Below are 15,128 nucleotides of genomic sequence, written 5' to 3'. Positions count from 1 at the left end.
GAACCGTCCCGCGCGGCGCACGTGTCGCACCGCGCGGGACGTCCGGTTCAGGCGACGCCGGCGTTGAGGAAGATGCCGCCGTCGACGACCAGGGTCTGGCCGGTGACCCAGTCCGACTGGTCCGAGGTGAGGAACGCGGCGGCACCGCCGATGTCGGAGGGCACACCGAGCCGGCCCAGCGGGTAGCCGGCGGCGGCCTCCGCCTCCCGGCCCTCGTACAGCGCCTGCGCGAACTTGGTCTTCACCACGGCCGGAGCGATGGCGTTGACCCGCACCCCGGGCGCGAACTCGTGCGCCAGCTGCTGGGTCAGGTTGATCAGCGCGGCCTTGCTGACGCCGTAGGCGGCGATGAACGGCGAGGGCGCGATGCCCGCGACGGAGGCGATGTTGACGATCGCGCCGCCGTTGTCCTTCTGCCAGGCGTGCCAGGTCTTCTGCGCGAAGCCGAGCGCCGAGATCACGTTGGTCTCGAACACCTTGCGCGCCACGTTCAGGTCGAGGTCGGCGATCGGCCCGAACACCGGGTTGGTGCCGGCGTTGTTGACCAGGTAGTCGACCCGGCCGAAGGCCTCCATCACGCGCTCGACGGCGAGGGCCTGATGGGCCTCGTCGTGTGCCTTGCCGGCGACGTAGACGGCACGGTCGGAGCCGAGCTTCTCGACGGCCTCCTTGAGGGCGTCCTCGCCCCGGCCCGTGATGCAGACCCGGTCGCCGCGCGCGACCAGCGCCTCGGCGACGCCGTAGCCGATGCCGCGGCTGGCGCCGGTGATCAGGGCGACCTTGCCCGAGAGTTCCACAGCAGTCATGTTCCCGGTCTTCCTAGTCGAGCGGTCCGCCGGCGACGTACAGCACCTGGCCGGAGACGAAGCCGGCCGCCTCGCCGGTGAAGAAGGCGATCGCGTTGGCGATGTCCTCGGGCTCGCCGACGCGGGCGACCGGGATCTGGGTGGCGGCGGCGGCCTTGAAGTCCTCGAAGCCCATGCCGACGCGGTCGGCGGTGGCCTTGGTCATCTCCGTGGCGATGAAGCCGGGGGCGACGGCGTTGGCGGTGACGCCGAACTTGCCGAGCTCCTTGGCGAGGGTCTTGGTGAAGCCCTGGAGGCCGGCCTTGGCCGCCGAGTAGTTGACCTGGCCGCGGTTGCCGAGCGCGGAGGAGGAGGACAGGTTGACGATCCGGCCGAACCCGGCGTCCACCATGTGCTTCTGACAGGCCTTCGACATCAGGAACGCGCCGCGCAGGTGCACGTTCATGACGGTGTCCCAGTCGGAGACGCTCATCTTGAACAACAGGTTGTCACGCAGTACGCCCGCGTTGTTGACGAGGATCGTGGGCGCGCCGAGCTCCTCGGCGATCCGCGCGACGGCCGCCTCGACCTGCGCCTCGTCGGAGACGTCGCAGCCGACCGCGATCGCCTTGCCGCCGGCGGCGGTGATCTTCTCGACGGTGTCCTTGCAGGCGGCCTCGTCGAGGTCGATCACGGCGACCGCGCGGCCCTCGGCGGCCAGTCGTACGGCGGTGGCGGCGCCGATGCCGCGCGCGGCGCCGGTGACGACCGCGACCCGCTGCTCAGTGGTGGACATTGCTGCTTCTCCTCGCGCTTGGGATGCGGCTCCTGCGGCCGGACCGACATCGGTGAGCGACCGCTTAGTACCTTCAGCAGACGTGACGCTAGAAGCCCTGGCACCCGGTGTCAACGGCACACCGCGCGGGTGTGATCCATTCCCCGCGCGGGGACCGTCTCCGCCCCGCCGTGGACGGCCCCCAGGCGGAACACCCGATCGGCCCAGCGCTGCGCGCCCCGGCGCCGGACGGCCCCTAGCGTCGAAGCGCGAGCCACCCGCGGCCGGAAAGGAGGCACTCCATGCGCCGTCGCACCGGTGCCCTGGGCACACTGATCGCGCTCGCCGCGATCGTGCCGTTGGCCGGCACCGCTCACGCCCAGGACCTGGACTGCGGCGACTTCACCTACCAGGAGGACGCGCAGGTCTTCTTCGACACGGACCGGAGCGATCCGCACCGGCTCGACGAGGACCCGGGTCCGGACGACGGAGTGGCCTGCGAGGCGCTGCCCCGGCGCGGTCTCACGTCGTCCACCTTCCGTCCGGCCCCCGCCACCCCGGCGCCAACCCGGCCGCCGTCACCGTCACAGGTACCGACGACCGCTGCGCCCACCCGGCCGCCGGTACCGGCGCCGACGACCGTCACGCCCACGCGCACCGTGACTCCCACGTCCGCGCCGGCGACCCGGACCGCGCCCGCGCCCTCCGCCTCCGTCGCGCCTGCACGCGGTGTGGAGGGCGGACTAGGTGGCTCGGCGGCGTCCGGGCCCAGCGGCTGGGATCTGGGGATCGGGGCGACGTTCGTGACGAGTGCGGTGGCCGCGACGGGATACGTCGTGCGGCGACGGGCCGTGGGCGGCTGCCGGTAGCCGGTCGCGCTGTTCCCCGCGCCCTTTGCGGTGGGTCGGCCGGACCTGCCCGGAAGAGGCACGGGGCCGCGTGGGTGCGGGAAGCCACCGGCCGCCCGCGGCCGTCAACGCACCAGCAGTTCCAGCAGCCGTTCCGCCTCCGCCGCCGGATCGGTGGTGAGCCCGGTGTGCACGGGGCCGGGCTGGACGATGGTGGACCGGGGTGCGATCAGCCAGCGGAAGCGCCGTCCGGCGTCGTCCCGTGCCGCCTGCCCCGCCGCGTCCCCGCCCGCGCAGACGCCCTCGACGGCACGCAGCGCCGCCCGCACACCCGGCAGGTCGGCCTTCGGGTCGAGGGCCAGCAGCCGCGCCTCGTCGAGATGGGTGCGGGCCGCGACGAACGACTTGGGGCGGCAGTACAGGAGCACCCCGGCGTTGACGCACTCCCCGCGCTCGATGCGCGGTACGACCCGCAGCAGCGCGTACTCGAAGACGTGCCGGTCGCTCACTGGTCCCCCTCGAGGCCGTGGATGTGGTGGTGGACGGTGGCCGCGCGGGCGATCAGCGGCCGCGCGTAGGCCGACCGGAGCTCGTCCGGGGTGTCGAAGCCGGGCTCGCCGGTCAGCCAGAGGTCGGGGATCTCCGCGGTGACCTCGGCGAGCAGTTCCTCGGTGACCCGCGGCGCGAGCCGGTCCGCGGCGGACGCGATGTCCGGCGCGAACGGCTTCAGGGCGTGGTCGGAGGCGTCGTAGGGGCGGGCGGCGGAGGCTGCCGCGCCGGGCCAGTTGTGGTGCCAGATCATGGTCGCGCCGTGGTCGATGAGCCACAGTTCGCCGCGCCGGCGGAGCATGTTGGGGTTGCGCCAGGAGCGGTCGACGTTGTTCACCAGCGCGTCGAACCAGACGATCCGTCCGGCCTCCTCCGGGCTCACCTCGAAGGCGAGCGGATCGAAGCCGAGGGCACCGGAGAGGAAGTCCATGCCGAGATTGGTGCCGCCGCTGGACTTCAGCAGCCGCTGCACCTCCGGCTCGGGCTCGCCGAGCCCCAGCACGGGGTCGAGTTCGACGGTGACCAGGCGGGGCACCCTCAGTCCCAGCCGGCGGGCGAGTTCCCCGCAGACGACCTCGGCGACCAGTGTCTTGCGGCCCTGTCCGGCGCCGGCGAACTTCAGCACGTACGTGCCGAGGTCGTCGGCCTCGATCAGTCCCGGCAGCGAGCCGCCCTCGCGCAGCGGCGCGATGAACCGGGTCGCGGTGACTTCCTTCAGCATCGCACCAGGCTACTGGCGTGTCGCCGCACGTCGGAGGCGACCCGGGCGGGACGGTCCGGGGGCGACAGCGAAACGACAGCCGTGATTTACGCCCGCCCGACCGCGGACAGGCCAGGCTCGGCAGCGCATGAACGGCGTGGGCCCGCCGACCGTACCTCTCCCCAGATCACGTATCCCGGAAGGAACACGCATGACCAGCGCATCGCTCCACCGCACCTCCGGACCCGCTCGCCGAACCGTCGTGGCGGCGGCCGGAGCGGCGGGCCTCGCCGTCGCGCTGACCGCGTGCGGCGGCTCCGACGACGACGCGTCGGGCTCCTCCGCGGACTCCGGCTCGGCCGGCGGTTCCTCGGACGGCGGCGCGAGCGGCGGGGGTTCGGACGGAGGCGGGAACGCCGGCGCCGGTACCGACCCGCTCGCCTCGACCGCCGACATCCCCGAGGGCGGCGGAAAGGTCTTCGCCGACCGTAAGGTGGTCGTCACCCAGCCGACGGCGGGCGAGTTCAAGGCGTTCTCGGCGACCTGCACCCACCAGGGGTGCGCGGTGAAGAGCGTCGCCGACGGGGTCATCAACTGCCCCTGCCACAACAGCAACTTCTCCATCGCCGACGGCAGTGTGCAGAGCGGCCCGGCGACCAAGCCGCTGCCCGCCGTGGAGATCACGGTGAGCGGGGACTCGATCACCCTCGCCTGAGCCGCCGGCACCAGGCACCAGGCACCGGGCACGACACGAGAGACGAAGGGACCGTATGACCGCCACGCAGCGCCGGGGCCGGAAGATCATGATGACACCCGGTGAACTGGACGACTTCCTCACCGTCCAGCGCACCTGCCGGGTCGCCACCGTGTCCGCGGACGGAGCACCGCACGTCAGCACGCTCTGGTTCGCCTGGGACGGCACCTCGCTGTGGCTGTACTCCGTGGTGCGCAGCAGGCGCTGGGCGGATCTGCGGCGGGATCCGCGGGTGGCGATCGTGGTCGACACGGGTGAGGAGTACGACGAGCTGCGCGGTGCGGAGCTGTCCGGGCGGGCGGAGTTCGTGGGCGAGATCCCGCGCACCGGCGAACTGCGCGCGGAACTCGACGTTCCGGAGACGCTGTTCGCCCGCAAGAACTTCGGCCTGGACGAGATGCCCCACGACGGCCGGCACGCCTGGCTGCGCCTGACCCCGGAGAAGATCGTGTCCTGGGACTTCAGGAAGCTGCCGACACTGCCGTAGGCCTCTCGCCCGTCGCCCCGACGCGCTCCCCCGCCGCCCGCAGGGCCTGTACCGCCGCCCGGATCGACGGGCGGCGGTCGGCGTCCGCGCGCCAGACGACGAAGACGTGCCGTCGTACGCGCTGCCGGAGCGGGACGGTCACCACCCCGTCGGGCAGCGGGTCGCGGCCCAGCAGCGGGGCGATGCAGACGCCGAGCCCTGCCGCGACCAGGCCGAGCTGGGTGTGGCTCTCGGCGGCGCGGTGGCCGATGACCGGCTCGATGCCCTTGGAGCGCAGGGTGAACATCAGCCACTCGTGGCAGAACTCGCCCTCGCCCCAGGTGATCCACTCGTCCTCGGCGAAGTCTGCGAGGTCCGCCTCGTCGCGGCCGGCGAACCGGTGGCCGGCCGGGAGCGCCACATCGGCCGGGTCGTCCAGCAGGGGCGCCTTGACCAGGCCGTCGGGCAGCGGCATCGGCTTGTTGTACCAGTCGAGCACCACCGCGAGATCGAGGTCCCCGCGCACCACTCCCCGGATGCCCTGCTCCGGCTCCTGCTCGCGGGAGCGCACGCGCAGCGCGGGGTGCCGCTCGCGCAGATCCGCGAGCGCGACCGGGAACAGTCCCCGCGCGGCGGTCGGGAACGCCGAGACCCGCAGCTCACCGGCGACCTGTCCGCGCTGCGCCTCCAGGTCGGACTGGGCCAGCTCGACCTGGGAGAGGATGCGCGCCGCGTGCTCGGCGAGCAGCCGGCCCGCGTCCGTGAGCCGGACGCCCCGCCCGTTCTTGGCCAGCAGCCGCTGGCCGACCTCGCGCTCCAGCTTGGACATCTGCTGCGAGACGGCCGAGGTCGTGATGTGCAGTCCTTCGGCCGCGCCGCTGACCGAGCCGTGCCGGGCGAGGGCGTCGAGGGTGCGCAGGCGCTCCAGGTTCAACATGTAAGCGATGCTACGAGATATCGCGTGCGAAATCTCGATTGTGCTACGAGATGGATGTCCCGCATCGTTGCGTCCATGAGCAGCGTCACCGCGACCACCACCGCACCGGCCCCGGCCGGTCCCGCCCCGGAACCCGTCCGCCCCCGCCTGGACTGGCGGCTGCGTTTCGGCGCGCTCTCCCTGATCTGGGGGTTCAGCTTTCTCCTCATCAAGGTCGGCACCCAGGGCTACGCCCCCTTCCAGGTCACCTTCGGCCGGCTGGCCTTCGGTACCGCCGTCCTGGCGGTGGCGATGGCGGTGCGGCGGGAGGGGCTGCCGCGCGGTGTGCGCACCTGGGGTCATCTCGCGGTCGCCGGGTTCCTGCTGAACGCCCTGCCGTTCTCGCTGTTCGCCTTCGCGGAGCTGACCATCCCGTCCACACTGGCCGGCATCTGCAACGCCACCTCGCCGTTGTGGGGCATGGCCCTGTCGCTGGTGGCGCTGTCCGAGGACCGGCCGACCCGGGTGCGGGTGGCGGGGCTCGGCCTCGGCTTCCTCGGGGTGCTGACCGTGCTGGGCGCCTGGCAGGGCTTCGCGGGCCTGGACGCCCGCGGCACGACGCTGGCCCTGCTGGCCTCGCTGAGCTACCCCGTCGGCTGGATCTACGTCCGCCGCACCCTGGCGGGCAGCAGCCACTCGAACCTGTCCCTGACCGGCGGCCAGTTGCTGCTGGCCACGGTCCAACTGGCCGTCGTCACCCCATTGTTCACCACGCTGCCGACCGGGTTCGCCGTCGGCCCGCTGCTGGCGATCGCCGCGCTGGGCACGCTGGGCACGGGTCTGGCCGTACTCATCCAGTACGGCCTGGTCGCCGAGGTCGGCCCGACGACCGGCCAGATGGTCACCTACTTCGTCCCGGTGATCGCCGCCGCGGCCGGTATCGCCCTCCTCGGCGAGACCCTGACCTGGTCGACACCGGTGGGCGCGGCGATCGTCCTGGCCGGCGCGGCCCTCACCCAGGTGAGACCGAGGAAGCCCGCGTAGCCCCGCCCCGTCACCGCGGGCAGTCGTGTCTTCCCCAGTGCCTCAAAGGCCTGGGAGGTGCCCCCGGGGCGATGGGCCCCCCGCTCGAACGAAGCCGGGAGTGAGGGGAGCACCCCGCAAACGCCGGGCCGCACGAGCACCCTCGCCCGGCCAGCGCCTCCGGAGCTCACCACCGACGCAGCCGACCGCAGGTGGCCCGCACTTCCGGACACTGCCTCAGGCATATGTCCGCCCCGGCCCTCCGGCCGGACCGATCGCCTCGGCGATCGCCTCGGCCAGCGGCCCGATCTCCTCCTCGGTGAGCGTCGAGACGGTGACCCGGATCCCCGGCGCCGCGTTCGTCCGGAAGCGGGCGCCGGGCGCCACCGCCCAGCCCGCGTGCAGCAGGCGGGCGACCGCGCCGGTCTCGTCGGGGACCGGCACCCACACGTTCATGCCGCTGCGCCCGCGCGCGGCGACCCCGTGCCGGGCCAGCGCCCCGATCAGCGCCTCCCGGCGCCGCCCGTACCGCGCGGCCACGGCCGCCGGGTCCACCGCGCCCTCGCTCCACAGCCGCACCACCGCGCGCTGGACGATCCTGCTGACCCAGCCCGGCCCGAGCCGCTGCCGTCCGCGGACCCGGTCGAGGGTGACCGCGTCCCCGGTGAGTACCGCGAGCCGCAGGTCGGGTCCGTAGGCCTTGGCCGCCGAGCGCACGAAGGCCCAGCTACGGGTCGTACCCGCCAAGGCGTGCAGCGGCAGGTCGACGATGTGGTGCCCGTGGTCGTCCTCGACGAGCAGCGTCTCCGGATGGCCGGCGAGCACCGGGCGCAGGGCACGCGCGCGTGCGGCGCTCAGCGCGGCGCCGGTCGGGTTCTGCGCCCGGTCCGTGACGATCAGGGCCCGCGCCCCGCCCGTCAGTGCCTTCTGTACGTCATCGGGCAGCGGGCCCTCGTCGTCGACCCCCACGGGGACGGTCCGCAGTCCCAGCGCCGGGACCAGGTCCAGCAGGCTCCCCCACCCCGGGTCCTCCACCGCGACCGCATCCCCGGGCCTGAGGTGCGCCGCGAGCACCCGCTCCATCGCGTCCAGCGCGCCCGAGGTGACGGCGACGGGCCCGTCGGGAACGCCGTCGGCGTCCAGCCAGGCCCGCGCCAGCCGCGCCAGTTCGGGCTCCACGGGCGCGTGCCCGTACAGCACCGGCTCCCGGTCCCCCTCCCCGGCCGCCGCCGCGAACGCCCCGGCCAGCGCGGGCAGCAGTGCCGGGTCCGGGTTGCCCCCGGACAGGTTCCGCACGCCCGGCGGGGCCTCCACCCGGATGAGTTCACGCGCGGTGGTGGCCGGCTTGGACCGCACCCGGCTCCCCCGCCGGCCCGCGGTCTCGATGACCCCGCGCTCACGCAGGGTCCGGTACGCGGCGGCGACGGTGTTCGGGTTCACCCCGAGCCGCTCCGCCAACTCCCGCAGGGGAGGCAGCGGTTCGCCCGGCCCCAGCGCCCCCTCCCCCACCGCGCGCTCGATGCTCGCGGAAATCTCCGCTGCGCGCCGCCCACTGATCCGATACTCTCCTAGCACAAAACCAATTATGCACTAGTACAATGGAGAACGCCATGCAGGGAACCCCGCGGCAGCCCGCCGACACCTACCCGCCCACCGAGCGCACCGTCCCCACCCGCTCCCCCCACCGTGCCGCGTACGACAAGGCGCTGGTGCACGCGATACTCGACGAGGGCTACGTCTGCCATCTCGGCTTCGTCCGGGACGGCGCGCCGGTGGTGCTGCCCACGCTGTACGGCCGGGTCGGCGAGCGTCTCTACGTGCACGGTTCGACCGGCTCGCGCCCGCTGCGCGCGGCGGGCCAGGCCGGCCCCGGTCTCCCGGTCTGCCTGACCGTCACCCACGTCGACGGGCTGGTGCTGGCCCGCTCGGCCTTCCACCACTCGGTCAACTACCGCTCCGTGGTGGTGCACGGCGTGGCGTACGACGTGACCGACCCCGAGGAGAAGCGGCAGGCCCTCGACGCCCTGGTCGACCATGTCGTACCGGGCCGCGCCGCCGACTCCCGGCCCGCGAACAAGAAGGAGCTGGCCGCCACCGCGGTGATCCGCCTCGACCTGGACGAGGTCTCCGCCAAGCTCCGCACCGGCGGTGTCAACGACGAGCCCGAGGACCTCGCCCTGCCCCACTGGGCCGGCGTCGTCCCGCTGCGCAAGGGCTACGGCACCCCGCTCGCCGACCCGGACCTGGCCCCCGGCACCGAGCTGCCCGGCTACCTGTCGTCCCTGGGACGCTGATCCGCGCCCGGGGCGTGGGACAGTCGGTCCATGGACCGATCGCCTGCGCCCGCGGACGGGGCGCCTTTGACCGCCGAGGAGTACGAGGCGGTGCGCCACGCCGTCCCGGCCACCGCCGGACGCCGGGCCGGCGGGGAGCCGTACACGCTCAACTCGCTCTTCAAGAGCTGGCGGGACGTCGTGACGGCCGTGGAGGAGGGCTATGCGTGGTGCGCGCCGGAGTTCGACGAGGAAATCCGGTGCCGGCACGCGCTGGCGGGCGCCTGGCGGCTCCTGCCTCCGCGGGTGCGGGCGGCGCGGCTTTCGGAACTGACCGAGCTCGACGACCGTTTCCGCGCGGCCACTGTTCCGTGGCCCGGTCGGGACGAGGATCCGCACCAGTGGTGGAGGCGACGTGTTCCCCGGATCCTCGAAGCCGAGCGAGGGGAGCGTCGAGTGCGTGGCTGGCCCGCCGGCTGGGAGATGCTGCCGTTCCCCAAGCCGGACGCCGTCGAGATCGTCGAGTGACCGCGTCGCTCGGACGACGGGGCACCGGAGCGGGCCCCTCCGGCCGGGCCGCTCCCGGCCGGAGGGGCCCCCGCGCGGCAGGGCCCCGCGCCATCACACCGGCACCACGTCCGGCTCCTCCCCGCGGGTCCGCGCGCCCCGCGCCTCGCCGACCGCGAGGCCCGCGACCGAGCCGAGCATCAGCAGGGTGCCGGCCAGCGTGGCCGCCGTCAGCCGCTCACCGAGGAGGGCCACCGCGAGCACCGCCGCGCTCACCGGCTCCAGCAGCATGATCACGGAGACGGTGGCCGACCGCACGACGGCCGCACCGGCGAAGTAGAGGCCGTACGCGAGCGCCGTCGGCACGGAGGCGATGTACGCCAGCAGGCACAGCAGCGCGCCGGGGGCGTCGGTGTGCGGCACCAGTCCCTCGGCCGCGGCGAACGGCAGCAGCACCAGGCTGGTGACGGCGAACGCCCCGACGGTCGTACCGGAGGAGTCCGTGCCGCCGTCACGTCCCCACCAGCGGGTGAGCAGCGTCATCGCCGAGTACCCGGCCGCGGACACCAGGGCGAGCAGGACGCCCCACGGGTCCACGGTCGCGCCTCCGCCGCCGAGGACGAGCACGACGAGTCCGGCGAGCGCGCCCACGACGGCGGCCAGTCCGCCGCGCCCCAGGCGCTCCCCCAGGGTCAGCCGCGCGCCGAGCGCGATCAGTACGGGTCCGGCGCCGAGGGTGACGACGGTGGCCACGGCGAGCCCCGTGGCGGAGACGGCCGCGAAGTAGGCGGTCTGGAAGACCGCGAGCCCGGTGCCGGTGGCCCCGGCCCGCAGCACCCGGCGGCCGAGCGGCTCGGGTGCGGCGGGCCGGGGGCGGCGGGACAGCGGCCGGACGGCGAGCAGCAGGACCAGGCCGACGGCGCAGCGCCAGAAGGACAGGGCGACGGGGCCCATGTCGCTGGTCCGGTAGACCAGCGACGCGGCGGCGCCCGCGGTGCCCCAGGCGGCACCGGCGACGATCAGATAGAGGAGGCCTCGCCCGACGGGCAGGCCGGAGACGGTGTTCGACACGTGTTCTCTCCGCGGAGGCGCGCCACGCGCGTCGGCGTGGGCGCGGAAGTTCGGGAAGGGATCCCGGGTCAGTCCCGGCCGGGACCGGGGCGGCGGGATCCGCGGACTCCGTCTGCGGGCAGCACCGTCACGCCCGGCGACCAGCCGGGCGGATGGACCGGAGTGCCCGCCTCAGGCGGCCGGAGGCGGGAGGACACGTGCGCGTGCGTACATGATCAGCACCCTAGGCGGTCGTTCCCGGCGTGGACAACTCCCGTTCGGTCCCGCCACTCGCCACCGGCTCCCCGGAGCCCTTCACCGGGGTCGAGGACTGGGCGATGAAAGCGCCCGCCAGGACCACCGCGCCGCCCACGATCTGCGGTGCCGACAGATGCTCGCCGAGCAGGACCCAGGCGAGGACGGTGGCGATGACCGCCTCCAGACAGGCCACGACGCCGGCGACCTGCGGGGAGAGCCGTCGCACCGACACCACCCCGGTGACGTACGCGGCCACCGTGGCGACGAGGACGATCCAGGCCAGCAGGACGAAGGCGGCGACCGGGGTGCCGTCCATCTCCGCGCTGCCGGTGAGCACGGACCACTCCATGGACCAGGGGCGGGCGACGACGGTCAGGACGGCGGCGCCGATCAGCAGCCCGTAGGCGATCACACCGAGCGGGTCGGGTGCCTCGTCGCCGTCGCCGCCCTGGTCGGACAGGACGAAGTAGCCGACCTGGCAGCAGGCCGCGCCGAGCGCGAGCAGCAGACCGAGCGCGTCGAAGCCGAGGCCCGACCACACCTCCACGACACAGGCGAGCCCGCCCACCGCCAGGACCACGCCGACCGCGGCGGCACGGGTCACCGGCCGCCGCCGCACGAACCGCACCCAGCCGAGCACGAGCGCGGGCGCCAGGTACTCGACCAGCAGGGCGACTCCGACGGGGATGCGGGAGAGCGCGGCGAAGTAGCAGGCCTGGACGCCGGCCACGGCGAACAGGCCGAACCCGGCGAGCAGTCCGGGCCTGCTGCGCAGGAGTCCCCGGTGGCGCACCGCCGACGGCAGCATGACGAGCGCCGCGCCCGCCACCCGCAGCCACACGACGTGGAGCGGGTCGAGACCCGCTTCGATCAGCGGCTTGGCCGCCACACCGGAACCTCCGAAGGCCAGCGCGGACAGCAGCGCGAGGCCGAGTCCGACGCCCTTCCGGTGGTCGCCCGGGGTCATCACAGAGGTAGGCACCGGCACATGATGACAGGCTCCGACAGGAGCGTCATCCTTTATGGCACCTGTCTCACCGGCCGGACGGCGCCTCGAGCCGGACGAACAGTTCACGGGGGTCGATCCCGGCACGTTCGAGCACCTCGACGGCGCGCGCCCGGGGGTCCGCGACGATCGCCGCGAGCAGGTCCGTACCGCACGCCGGGCCGCGGCCGTGACGGGCGGCGCGCTCATGGGCGTACTCCATGCAGCCCGCGGCGAGCGGCGAGAGGCCCGCGGCCTCGGTCACCACGGGGACGCCTCCGGAGTCCTCGACGGCACCCTGCCAGCGCAGCCCGTAGCCGATGCTGCGCTGGACCAGGTAGCCGAGCAGCCGGGCGATCCGCGGGCCCTCGCCGAAGACGGCCCTCACCTCGGCGTCGGACTCCAGGAGCGAGTGCAGCAGATGGGCGGTGTCGATCTGCCGGTCCCCGTCCCGGACCGCTCTGCGCCGGGCACCGGCCACCACCGCTGCCAGTTCGGCGCCGAGCCTGACATCGTTCTCCGCGCGGTGGATGCCCTGCTCATGGAGCTCGCGGGCCTGCTGCCGGGGGATACGGGGTTGCACGTCCCCCACCCCATCAGCCCCACGGGCCCGGGGCATCCCCGGCGGGAAGCATCTTGGCGTCCCACGGGAAGCGGATGCCCCGGGCCGGAATCTCCTCCTTGCGAAGGAGATCAGGGTGTTTCCGCCCGAGGGGCGCGCGCCGGTTTGCGTCACGCCCCTCGGGCGGCCCTCACCGGCCCGTCAGTCCTCGTCGGCGAGGATCAGGTACAGCCTCTTGCGGGCCTCGTTGATGACGGCGAGAGCCTTCTCCCGCTGCTCCCTGCTGCCCGTCTTCCAGACCTGCCCGAAGGCCTCCATCAGGCCGAAGCCTGCCTGCCGGATCTCGCTCAGGGCCTCCCAGTCGACCCCGCGCGAGGCCTCCTCCCAGGGAGCCTCGGGTCCCTCCTCGGCCGCCGAGCGGCCGGCGCCGGTCAGCGAGAACAGCTTCTTGCCGCCCTCGGACTCGCTGGCGATCAGCCCCTCGTCCTCCAGCAGCTGGAGGGTGGGGTACACCGAGCCGGGACTGGGCTTCCACGCTCCGCCGCTGCGCTCGGCGATCTCCTGGATCATCTCGTAGCCGTGCATCGGACGGTCCTTCAGCAGGGCCAGGATCGAGGCCCGTACGTCACCGCGCCGCGCCCTTCCCCTCGGTCCGCCGCGCCCTCGCCCGCCCCAGGGGCCGCCATGCCCGAAGCCCGGGCCGAAGGGGCCGCCGGGACCACCCGGGCCCCCCGGGCCGAAAGGCCCGAAAGCCGCCCGCAGCCGCTCGAAGTCGCCACGACCGCCACGCGGGCCGCCATGACCGTGTCCATGCTCGTGACCATGGGTACGCATCGCCACCACTCCATCCTGTCGTTGATCTGTCGCGATGCTTCAAAGATATATCGGAACAGTTCGTCCGACAACCCCTCCGCCCGGGCGACAGCCGCGGCAACCGGGCCGGCACCCTCGAATTGGCCTTGGCCTGCGACTTCACGGAGCCTCTACCGTCAGGACATGCGGATTCGAATCGTCGACGCCTTCACCGACCGGCCCTTCGCCGGCAACCCCGCCGGGGTACTGCTGCTGGACGCCTTCCCGGACGACCCCTGGCTGCAGAACGTCGCCCTGGAGGTCAACCACGCCGAGACGGCCTTCGCCCACCCGCTCCCCGCGGGAGGCGGGGCCGACTGGGCGCTGCGCTGGTTCACCCCCGTCACCGAGGTCGCGATGTGCGGCCACGCGACGCTGGCCACCGCGCACGTCCTGCACACCACCGGCGCGCACCGGGGCCCGGTGCGGTTCGCCACCCGCAGCGGCGTCCTCATCGCCACGCCCGGCGAGGACGGCGCCGTCACCCTGGACTTCCCCACCGCCCCGCTCACCCGGGTCGACGTCCCCGAGGGCGTCGCCGAGGCGCTGGGCGCCCGGCCGCTCACGGCCTTCGACACCGGCCCGGACATCGGGGACCTGCTCGTCGAGGTCGCCGACGAGCGGACCGTCCACGCCCTGCGGCCCGACCTCAAGGCCCTGGCCGCCTACTCCGAGCGCGGCCTCATCGCCACCGCCCGCGCAGAGAACCCCGCCCTCGGCTACGACTTCGTCTCCCGCTGCTTCTTCCCGAACGTCGGCATCGACGAGGACCCGGTCACCGGCAGCGCGCACACCGCTCTGGCCCCGTACTGGTCCGAGCGCCTCGGCCGCCCCGCCCTCACCGGCCTCCAGGCCTCACCGCGCTCCGGCCGCGTCCGCACCGAGGTACGCGGCGGGCGCACCCTGCTGGGCGGACGGGCCGTGACGGTCATCGAGGGCGATCTGCTGGTCTGAACCCGGTACGGCGAAGGGGCGTGCGGCCCCGGGAAACCGCCCGCGCCGCACGCCCCTTCGCCGCCGCCTCACGCCGTCGGCAGCCAGCCCACCTTGCCGGCCAGCAGCGCGTACCCCACGAACGCCCCGACGTCGAGCAGCGTGTGCGCGACCACCAGCGGCCCGACGCGCCCCCAGCGCCGGTAGAGGTACACGAACACCACGCCCATCACCATGTTCCCGATGAAGCCGCCGATGCCCTGGTAGAGGTGGTACGAGCCGCGCAGCACCGAACTGGCCGCCAGCGAGGCGCCCGGGGACCAGCCCAGCTGGTCCAGCCGGCGCAACAGGTAGCCGACGACGATGACCTCTTCGAGGATCGAGTTCTGCATCGCGGACAGGATCAGCACGGGGTACTTCCACCACACCTCGGGCAGCGCCTCCGGCACCACGGTGAGGTTGAAGCCGAGGCCGCGCATGGCCAGGTAGAAGGCGATGCCGCTGCTGCCGATGACCGCCGCGACCGCCGCTCCGCGGCCGAGGTCGGACCAGGGCCGGGTGCGGTCGAAGCCGAGGGTGCGCGGCCCCGCGCCCTCACGCAGCAGGAAGTGCGCCACCAACGCCACCGGGACGAGCGCCGTGGTGATCCCGAAGAGCTGCCAGGCGAGGTCCAGCCAGGGGCGGCCCGGCGCGGCCGACGCGTTGAGGGTGGCCGCCTGGTCCTTCAGGCCGCCCGGTTCGGTGACCGAGCCGACGAAGCTGATCAGGGCCGACACACCGCTCGCGCCGAGCGACAGCGCGAGCACGAGAAGCGTCTCGTCGCGCAGCGTCGTCCGCGAGGGCCTCCGCTCAGGGTACGAACCGGCCGCCGGGCCCGCCTCCGCCTGCACAC

At 73.8% G+C, this 15,128-nt stretch carries 18 protein-coding genes; 7 read left to right on the top strand and 11 right to left on the bottom strand.

Annotation, left to right across the window (positions count from 1 at the left end; genetic code table 11):
* Nucleotides 1-47: 47 nt before the first annotated feature.
* Both IH50_RS0122690 and fabG read right to left on the bottom strand, forming a co-directional pair.
* Nucleotides 48-806, bottom strand: coding sequence for an SDR family oxidoreductase (locus tag IH50_RS0122690; RefSeq protein ID WP_030865255.1), 759 nt, complete (start codon nt 804-806; stop codon nt 48-50).
* Between the two features lie 13 nt (nt 807-819).
* A complete protein-coding gene (fabG, locus tag IH50_RS0122685) occupies nt 820-1,581 on the bottom strand; it encodes a 3-oxoacyl-ACP reductase FabG (protein ID WP_030865253.1) in 762 nt (253 codons plus the stop codon).
* A 281-nt stretch (nt 1,582-1,862) separates the two neighbouring features.
* Between fabG and IH50_RS0122680 the strand changes: the two genes are divergently transcribed.
* The gene (locus tag IH50_RS0122680; RefSeq protein WP_030865249.1) at nt 1,863-2,429 is read left to right on the top strand and encodes an excalibur calcium-binding protein; all 567 of its coding nucleotides are present in this window, start codon (nt 1,863-1,865) and stop codon (nt 2,427-2,429) included.
* A gap of 104 nt (nt 2,430-2,533) precedes the next feature.
* Here IH50_RS0122680 and IH50_RS0122675 read toward each other — a convergent pair whose 3' ends face one another.
* Nucleotides 2,534-2,917, bottom strand: a complete 384-nt coding sequence (locus IH50_RS0122675; protein ID WP_030865246.1) for a DUF3037 domain-containing protein — start codon at nt 2,915-2,917, stop codon at nt 2,534-2,536.
* Nucleotides 2,914-3,678, bottom strand: a complete 765-nt coding sequence (locus IH50_RS0122670) for a HipA family kinase (protein WP_030865244.1) — start codon at nt 3,676-3,678, stop codon at nt 2,914-2,916. Before IH50_RS0122670 ends, IH50_RS0122675 begins: the two co-directional genes overlap by 4 nt.
* A 190-nt stretch (nt 3,679-3,868) precedes the next feature.
* Between IH50_RS0122670 and IH50_RS0122665 the strand changes: the two genes are divergently transcribed.
* Nucleotides 3,869-4,372, top strand: a complete 504-nt coding sequence (locus IH50_RS0122665) for a Rieske (2Fe-2S) protein (RefSeq protein WP_030865241.1) — start codon at nt 3,869-3,871, stop codon at nt 4,370-4,372.
* A 55-nt stretch (nt 4,373-4,427) separates the two neighbouring features.
* Complete coding sequence (locus tag IH50_RS0122660) at nt 4,428-4,898, top strand: pyridoxamine 5'-phosphate oxidase family protein (RefSeq protein ID WP_030865237.1); 471 nt, start codon at nt 4,428-4,430, stop codon at nt 4,896-4,898.
* On the opposite strand, the gene IH50_RS0122655 is transcribed toward IH50_RS0122660, so the two are convergent.
* A complete protein-coding gene (locus IH50_RS0122655; RefSeq protein WP_030865235.1) occupies nt 4,873-5,814 on the bottom strand; it encodes a LysR family transcriptional regulator in 942 nt (313 codons plus the stop codon). The genes IH50_RS0122660 and IH50_RS0122655 overlap by 26 nt on opposite strands.
* A gap of 75 nt (nt 5,815-5,889) precedes the next feature.
* On the opposite strand from IH50_RS0122655, the gene IH50_RS0122650 reads away from it, so the two are divergent.
* A complete protein-coding gene (locus IH50_RS0122650; protein WP_030865233.1) occupies nt 5,890-6,837 on the top strand; it encodes a DMT family transporter in 948 nt (315 codons plus the stop codon).
* A gap of 216 nt (nt 6,838-7,053) precedes the next feature.
* On the opposite strand, the gene IH50_RS0122645 is transcribed toward IH50_RS0122650, so the two are convergent.
* Nucleotides 7,054-8,391, bottom strand: coding sequence for an aminotransferase class I/II-fold pyridoxal phosphate-dependent enzyme (locus tag IH50_RS0122645; protein ID WP_030865231.1), 1,338 nt, complete (start codon nt 8,389-8,391; stop codon nt 7,054-7,056).
* Nucleotides 8,392-8,426: 35 nt separating this feature from the next.
* Here IH50_RS0122645 and IH50_RS0122640 point away from each other — a divergent pair, with 35 nt between their 5' ends.
* The gene (locus IH50_RS0122640; protein ID WP_030865228.1) at nt 8,427-9,110 is read left to right on the top strand and encodes a pyridoxamine 5'-phosphate oxidase family protein; all 684 of its coding nucleotides are present in this window, start codon (nt 8,427-8,429) and stop codon (nt 9,108-9,110) included.
* A gap of 30 nt (nt 9,111-9,140) precedes the next feature.
* Entirely contained in the window at nt 9,141-9,617 is a 477-nt protein-coding gene (locus IH50_RS0122635; protein WP_158801291.1) for a hypothetical protein, read from the top strand.
* Between the two features lie 93 nt (nt 9,618-9,710).
* Here IH50_RS0122635 and IH50_RS0122630 read toward each other — a convergent pair whose 3' ends face one another.
* The 4 genes from IH50_RS0122630 to IH50_RS40020 form a co-directional block, all read right to left on the bottom strand.
* Entirely contained in the window at nt 9,711-10,667 is a 957-nt protein-coding gene (locus IH50_RS0122630; RefSeq protein ID WP_030865223.1) for a DMT family transporter, read from the bottom strand.
* Between the two features lie 223 nt (nt 10,668-10,890).
* Complete coding sequence (locus IH50_RS0122625) at nt 10,891-11,871, bottom strand: EamA family transporter (protein WP_107062116.1); 981 nt, start codon at nt 11,869-11,871, stop codon at nt 10,891-10,893.
* A gap of 67 nt (nt 11,872-11,938) precedes the next feature.
* Entirely contained in the window at nt 11,939-12,472 is a 534-nt protein-coding gene (locus tag IH50_RS0122620) for a Clp protease N-terminal domain-containing protein (RefSeq protein ID WP_030865217.1), read from the bottom strand.
* Nucleotides 12,473-12,652: 180 nt separating this feature from the next.
* A complete protein-coding gene (locus IH50_RS40020; RefSeq protein ID WP_078914080.1) occupies nt 12,653-13,285 on the bottom strand; it encodes a PadR family transcriptional regulator in 633 nt (210 codons plus the stop codon).
* 162 nt (nt 13,286-13,447) lie between these two features.
* Between IH50_RS40020 and IH50_RS0122610 the strand changes: the two genes are divergently transcribed.
* A complete protein-coding gene (locus IH50_RS0122610; RefSeq protein WP_030865212.1) occupies nt 13,448-14,257 on the top strand; it encodes a PhzF family phenazine biosynthesis protein in 810 nt (269 codons plus the stop codon).
* 68 nt (nt 14,258-14,325) lie between these two features.
* On the opposite strand, the gene IH50_RS0122605 is transcribed toward IH50_RS0122610, so the two are convergent.
* A complete protein-coding gene (locus tag IH50_RS0122605; RefSeq protein WP_030865209.1) occupies nt 14,326-15,126 on the bottom strand; it encodes a CPBP family intramembrane glutamic endopeptidase in 801 nt (266 codons plus the stop codon).
* Between the last annotated feature and the right edge of the window lie 2 nt (nt 15,127-15,128).

Source organism: Streptomyces sp. NRRL S-37, from assembly GCF_000721605.1.
GTDB lineage: Bacteria > Actinomycetota > Actinomycetes > Streptomycetales > Streptomycetaceae > Streptomyces.
This window is presented reverse-complemented; position numbering and strand designations above follow the sequence as displayed.

Coding starts and splice junctions, on each gene's coding strand:
- IH50_RS0122690 (WP_030865255.1), bottom strand. CDS start 806: ATGACTGCTGTGGAACTCTCGGGCAAGGTCGCCCTGATCACCGGCGCC.
- fabG (WP_030865253.1), bottom strand. CDS start 1,581: ATGTCCACCACTGAGCAGCGGGTCGCGGTCGTCACCGGCGCCGCGCGC.
- IH50_RS0122680 (WP_030865249.1), top strand. CDS start 1,863: ATGCGCCGTCGCACCGGTGCCCTGGGCACACTGATCGCGCTCGCCGCG.
- IH50_RS0122670 (WP_030865244.1), bottom strand. CDS start 3,678: ATGCTGAAGGAAGTCACCGCGACCCGGTTCATCGCGCCGCTGCGCGAG.
- IH50_RS0122665 (WP_030865241.1), top strand. CDS start 3,869: ATGACCAGCGCATCGCTCCACCGCACCTCCGGACCCGCTCGCCGAACC.
- IH50_RS0122660 (WP_030865237.1), top strand. CDS start 4,428: ATGACCGCCACGCAGCGCCGGGGCCGGAAGATCATGATGACACCCGGT.
- IH50_RS0122655 (WP_030865235.1), bottom strand. CDS start 5,814: ATGTTGAACCTGGAGCGCCTGCGCACCCTCGACGCCCTCGCCCGGCAC.
- IH50_RS0122650 (WP_030865233.1), top strand. CDS start 5,890: ATGAGCAGCGTCACCGCGACCACCACCGCACCGGCCCCGGCCGGTCCC.
- IH50_RS0122640 (WP_030865228.1), top strand. CDS start 8,427: ATGCAGGGAACCCCGCGGCAGCCCGCCGACACCTACCCGCCCACCGAG.
- IH50_RS0122635 (WP_158801291.1), top strand. CDS start 9,141: ATGGACCGATCGCCTGCGCCCGCGGACGGGGCGCCTTTGACCGCCGAG.
- IH50_RS0122625 (WP_107062116.1), bottom strand. CDS start 11,871: ATGACCCCGGGCGACCACCGGAAGGGCGTCGGACTCGGCCTCGCGCTG.
- IH50_RS40020 (WP_078914080.1), bottom strand. CDS start 13,285: ATGCGTACCCATGGTCACGAGCATGGACACGGTCATGGCGGCCCGCGT.
- IH50_RS0122610 (WP_030865212.1), top strand. CDS start 13,448: ATGCGGATTCGAATCGTCGACGCCTTCACCGACCGGCCCTTCGCCGGC.